The sequence below is a fragment of the Streptomyces sp. P5F9 genome, assembly GCF_057961495.1.
This window is the reverse complement of record NZ_JBXVPZ010000557.1, coordinates 1-5,852: the sequence shown is the minus strand read 5'-3', so window position 1 is coordinate 5,852 and position 5,852 is coordinate 1. Positions and strand designations below refer to the sequence as shown.

The 5,852-nt window shown below is 72.6% G+C and carries 3 protein-coding genes; 1 reads left to right on the top strand and 2 read right to left on the bottom strand.

Annotation, left to right across the window (positions count from 1 at the left end; translation table 11 throughout):
- Positions 1-2,146, bottom strand: a 2,146-nt coding sequence (locus tag AC31A1_RS45420) for a sensor histidine kinase (RefSeq protein ID WP_489658936.1), incomplete at its 3' end; no start/stop codon positions are given.
- Positions 2,147-2,564: 418 nt separating this feature from the next.
- Between AC31A1_RS45420 and AC31A1_RS45415 the strand changes: the two genes are divergently transcribed.
- Positions 2,565-3,164: a hypothetical protein gene (locus AC31A1_RS45415; RefSeq protein WP_489658935.1), complete on the top strand. Its 600-nt coding sequence runs from the start codon at positions 2,565-2,567 to the stop codon at positions 3,162-3,164.
- 22 nt (positions 3,165-3,186) lie between these two features.
- Here the strand turns inward: AC31A1_RS45415 and AC31A1_RS45410 are convergent.
- Positions 3,187-5,852, bottom strand: a 2,666-nt coding sequence (locus tag AC31A1_RS45410) for a coiled-coil domain-containing protein (RefSeq protein ID WP_489658934.1), incomplete at its 5' end; no start/stop codon positions are given.

The following is a 5,852-nucleotide window of genomic DNA, read 5'->3' as shown; positions in this document are numbered from 1 at the left end:
GGGTGGAGGCGCGGCGGGGGCGGAAGATTCCGCCGCGCTCGCCGTCCTCGTCGTCGAGCCCGTTCGGGAAGCCTTCGAGGGCGTCCAGGTCCACGGGGGCTTCCAGTTCGACCGGTCCGTCCAGGAGGGCGGGCGGCAGACCGGGCAGCTTCACGGGCACCTGGGAGAGCGCGGAGCGGCGGCTCTCCTCCAGCTCGGCCTCCTTCGTGGGCCGGGGCCGGTCGAGACGGAAGCCGATGCCGTTGGTGTCCGGGACCTCGTCGCTCAGCAGGGCGTCGGGGATGAACACGACGGCGGTGGTGCCGCCGTACGGGGAGGGCTGGAGCGAGACGCGGACGTTCTGCCGCTGCGCGAGCCGGCTGACGACGAACAGGCCGAGGCGGTCGGTGTCGGAGAGTTCGAACTCCGGTGTCTCGGCGAGCCGGAGGTTGGCGTCCAGGAGTGCCTCGGCCGCCATGCCGAGGCCGCGGTCGTTGATCTCCAGGGTGAAGCCGTTGGCGACCCGCTCCCCCAGGACCTGGACGGCGGTGTGCGGCGGGGAGAACACCGTGGCGTTCTCCAGGAGTTCGGCCACCAGGTGGGTGAGGTCCGCCACGGCGGGGCCGGTGACGGCTATGCGCGGCAGCCGGCGGACCTCGATGCGCTCGTAGTCCTCGACCTCGGCCACGGCCGCGCGGACGATGTCCATGAGCTGGACCGGCTTGCGCCACTGCCGGGACGGGGCGGCCCCGGAGAGGATGACCAGGCCCTCGGCGTGGCGGCGCATACGGGTCGTCAGGTGGTCGAGGCGGAACAGGTCGGCGAGTTCGTCGGTGTCCTCGGTCCTGCGCTCCATGGTGTCGAGCAGGGTGAGCTGCTTGTGCAGCAGGACCTGGCTGCGCCGGGCGAGGTTGACGAACACCTCGGAGACACCGGACCGCAGTTCTGCCTGCTTGACGGCGGCTTCAACTGCCGCGCGCTGCAAGGTGTTGAGGGCCTGGCCGACGTCGCCGATCTCGTTCTTGTCGTACTCCAGGCGCGGGACCTCGGTCTCCACGTCGACCACTTCACCGACGGACAGGCGGCGCATCACGCTGGGCAGCCGGACACCGGAGGCCTCGTGGGCGTCCAGGCGCAGTTGGCGCAGGTCGCGGATGAGGCCGCGGCCGATGCGCACCGACAGGAAGAGCGAGAACAGGAGGGCGATCAGCCCCAGGACGCCGGCGACGGCCGCCTTGAGGATGACCCTCATCGCGACCGGGCGGACACGGTCCTGGTAGCGGTCGTTGGCCTGGTCGTCAAGGGTGCCGAGCTTGACCAGCACCGCGCCGGCCGCGGTGTTCCAGGTCTGCGCGGTGACGTTGCGGGGTGTGCCGGACGTGGTGGAGGCGGCGGCCTGTTCGGCCACGCGCAGCGGGGCGCTGGCCGCGTTCTTCCAGAAGCGTTCGAAGTGGCCGCGCTCCGAGGAGGGCAGCAGCGGCAGGTTGACGTCGTACATCAGGGTGCGCTGGGCGACCAGGTCGGAGACGTCGCGGGTCTCGTCCCGGGTGAGCTTGCCGACCACCAGGGAGGAGCCGAGCAGGGCGTCCTCACGGGAGAGGAACTCCCGCGCGCGGGCGAGGTTCACGAGGGCGCGGTACTGCTTGTCCATCTCGACGTTGTCGACGACATGGAGATTGGACAGCAGCACGTAGCACGGGTCGACCAGGTGGTTGTAGAGCCCGAGGGCCTGGCCACGGTTGGCGGTGCCGTCCTCGACGCTGCGCCGCAGGGACTGGAGCCCGTCGAACGCGTCGAGGACCGCGGCGACCCGGCTGTCGGTGGCCTGCCCCATCGCGTCGCGCACGTCCGGGTTGTCGGCGTTCTTGCGGATCTTGGCGACGGCCTCGTCGGTCGCGGCGCGGCTGCGCCTGAGATCGGTGAGCCCGTCGGCGCCGCGCGGGTCGGCGAGATAGACGAGCGACTGCCGGCGTTCCTGCTGGATGGCCCGGACCGTGTCCTCGGTGGGATAGCCGATCTTCTCGACGACCGACGACACGTTGAACAGGTCCCCGGCCGCCCGGCCGGTGAGGACCGTGGCGAACGCCCAGATCGCGGTCAGTGACACCAGCGGCACGAGAAGGAGCGCCACGATCTTCCGGCGGATGGACTTCCCGCGAAAGCGCATGGCCTCCCCCAGCTGGACCCCCGCCGGCCGGGGGTACACATGTACGTCAACAAACGGCGCGAGCCTACTACTGACACAGAGGTAACTCGAAGAGCTGTCCGGAGCGTGAACTTCCGCAACAGAGACCGGACATGGGGAGTTGTCGGGTCATTGCGGGAGATTGCCGCCCCGATATCCCCGGGATCGCCACACCCCACCCCGTCGGTCCACTTGGCCAGTTGGCCGGAATTTTTCGTCCGTTGGGAATCTTCGTGGCATGTTGTTCGTCTTTCTCTACGGGACATGGGGGCGGAACCGGCCACACGAGCCACATCCGCAACCGTGCGGCGTAAAACAGCGCAAGCCGGGCACCCACTGGGGAGTCGGAGTCTTCGGACTCCGGGGCGAGTGGTGTACCGGCGGTGGGGAGGACACGTTGATGGGCACGGCGGAGCGGCAAGAGGCGCTTGAGGACAGCGTGGCGGCGCGGTCGACGGCGCAGCGGCGCCGTGAGGCACCGGATCGCGACATCGCGGCAGACGGTGGTACGACGACGGGCGGCGAGGCCCGGAGGGGCTCGGGCGAGCCCGCGGCGGCGGAGTTCGACGAGCCGCGTTCGGCTCGCGCGACAACGCAACAGCAGGAGTACTACCGGCCGTTGTGGATCGAGGAGCCCGCGCGTCGGCGCCGGCTGCCCGATCCGGTGCGCACGGCGGCCGTCCGGGCGGTGCTCATCATCGCGGTGACGCTGATCCAGGCGACGGTGGCCTTCCTGTGCACGATGGCCGGGTCCTGGCTGGCGTTCCCGATGGTGATCAGCAGCGTGGTGAGCACGGTGGTGGCCACGTGGGGCGCCCTGGACGTATGGGTGACCCGCCAGATGTGGAACCAGCGCAACGGCGTGGTCTCGGAGCCCAGCAGCACGGCGAGGGCCCTCCGCCGCGAGCGGCGTCGGGCCCAGCGTCAGGCGCGGTCCAGCGAGCGTGCCCAGGAGCGGATAGCCCGCAAGAGCGGCGCCGGGCAGCTGTCACACTCCTGAGGCTCGCCTGCGGGCAGTTCGCCTACGGAGCGGTCGGCGCCGGACGCTTGAACATCCGGGTCGCCGTGATCTCGCTGTGCACCGACTCGCCCTCTCCGGCAGGGGCCTGCTGCGGCAGGCCCGGCCGGAGGTGCTCCTCCACGCTGATGTACTTGAGGCCAGCCCTGAGGTCGGCGTCGTTGCGCAGCCGGATGACCAGCGGGAACTCGGCCAGTGCCGTGGTGTCGAACAGGCCGGTGGTGTACAGGAGTTGGACACCGAGCGCGTCGGACACGGCGCGCTGCAGCTCCAGCAGATAGGTCGCGTTGGCCCGCCCGATCGGGTTGTCGAGGAAGAGCGTGCCGGCGTGCCGGTGCTTGTCGCGGCCCCGGTCGTTGGAGCGCAGCGCGGCCATCGTGCAGTACAGGGCGATGGCCGCGGTGAGCAGCTGACCGCCGGAGAACACGTCGCCCATCTGCCCGACCGGCACGCGCTCGGCGCGCAGGACGGCGTCCGGCTTGAGGATCTCGACGGCCACACCCTTGGGCTCAAGGGCGGCGCCAACTCCCCGCAGCAGCAGGGACATTCCGTCGCGTCGCATGTCGGAGTTCTTCTTCACGGCGGCCCGGGTCGCCTCGTCGACGACCACACCGAGCCGCTCGGTGAGCGTGGCCTGGTCGGGCTCCTCGAAGCGGATCCGCAGGAACTCCTGCCCGGACCACTCGCCGAGCCCCTCGGGCAGCCGGGACAGCCGCTGCGCGGATCTCAGAGTCGCCAGCGCCGACTCCACGAGCCCGCGGAGCCGGTCCACGATCGAGTCGCGGTTGCGCTCCAGCTGCGCCAACTCGTCGGTGAGGACGCGGAGTCGGGGCGCGAAGGCGTCGGCCCACTTCTGCGCGTGCTCGGGCAGCGCGGACGCGGGCAGCTCACGGATCTGCTGCCGGGCGGGGGTCCGTACCTGCTCGTAGCGCGTGGAGTTGGCGTGCCGCACCAGCACATCGCTCGCCTCGCGTACGGCGGCCTCGGCGGCGGACAGGTCGGCGGCGCAGCCGCGCAGCGAGCGGCGGGCCTCGGCGGCGGAGTGCCGGGCCTCCTCCACGCTGCCCGGGTACGGCTCGGGCTCCTCCTGCTCCTCGTCCGAGGAGTGTTCGCGCATCAGGTCCCGGAGCATCGCGGCGGTCTCGTCGAAACCGCCGGCTCCATCCTCGGCGGCGCGATGGGCGTCGAGGAGTTCGGCGTGCGCCTCGCGGGCCTGGCCCAACGCGTCGGCGCGGGAGCCGAGTTCGGCCGTCGCCGTGCGCAGCAGGGCCTGGGCGTGCTCGGCGTCGCGCGGGACGAGTTCCTCGGCCAGCTCGGTGTGCGCCTCGCCGTCCTCGGGCGCGTGCCGCTCGGCCTCGCCGCGCAGCCGCCCGAGTTGCTCGCTCGCGGTGGACACCCGGGTCTCCAGCAGTTGCACCAGCTCTTCGGCACGCGCCGCGGCGGCCTGCCGGGACGGCCCGTCGGAACCGTCGGGCGACTCCAGCAACTGCGCCGCACGCGTGCGGACCTTGTTGCTGAGCCGGTCCAACTCCGCGATCGCCGCGCTCTCGTCGCTCTCCGCCCGCGCCTGCTCGGCCCGCAGGTCGGCGCCGACGCCGACCTTCTCGTAGAGCTGCGAAGCGGCCCGATAGGCCTCGCGGAGGGCGGCCAGCGCGGGCTTGCGGGTGTCCGGGTCGTCTTCCGGTACGTCGTCGGGGGCGCCCGCGATCTCGGAGCGTTCGGCGCGCAGCGCACGGGCCGTACGGCGCGCGTCGTCGGCGGCGCGCTGGGCGGCGCGGCGGTCCTCGTCGGCGGCGCGGGCGCGCTCCAGGCAGGACTGGGCGCGGGCCTCCGACTCGGCCGCCTCGTCGGCGAGTTCACGCAGTTTGACCTGCCAGCCGGCGCGTTCCCGCAGCCGGAAGGCGAGTCCGGCGAGGGCGTCAGCGGCGCGCCGGGCCTTCTGCGCGGCTTCCTGCCGCTCGTCACGCACCTGGGCGGCCTCGGCGGCGGTCTCGTCGGCCTCGGCCCGCACGCTCCGCGCCTCGGCGAGTTCGGCCTCGGCCTCCTCGGCGAACGCGCGCGTGTCCCGCGCGGCCTGCGCCAGCTCGACCAGCCGCCCGCTCGGGCAGCCGGTGCGCCAGGACGCGAGCCGCGCCGCCAGCTCCCGGTCCTTGCCGAGCCGCGCGGCGAGCGTACGGATCTCCTCGTCCCGCTGCCCCGCCCGCGCGCGCAGCGCCTGCCGCTCCTCGTCGGCGGCGTGCTCGTCGTGCATGGCCGGGTTCGGCGGTACGAGGAAGACGTCGCTGGTCTGCGCGTCGGGCGCCGGAGTCGGGGCGAGCAGGGCGGCGGCCGTACCGACCGCCACGGCGGACCGGGGCAGCAGGGCCGCGTCGTTGAGGGCCTCACGGGCACGCGCGTGCGTGCCCGGGTCGGTGATGATCACGCCGTCGACCAGCTCGGGCCGGGCGGCGAGCACGCGCGCGTGGTCGGTGGGGTCGACGGCCTGGGCGAGGTAACGCCAGCCGGGCAGCGCGGGGATGCCGTGCTCACCGAGGTACTCCACGGTGGCCAGCACGTCCGGGCCGGGCGGCAGCAGCCCGCCGTCACCGAGCGCTCCGAGAATCCGGGAGTCGTCGGCTGCGGCGGTACGCAGGTCGAAGAGGTGCCGCTCGGCGGAGGAGACCCCGTCGT

Bases quoted from the DNA above. Each gene is read 5' to 3' on its own strand.
- AC31A1_RS45415 (WP_489658935.1), top strand. From the start codon at position 2,565: ATGGGCACGGCGGAGCGGCAAGAGGCGCTTGAGGACAGCGTGGCGGCG.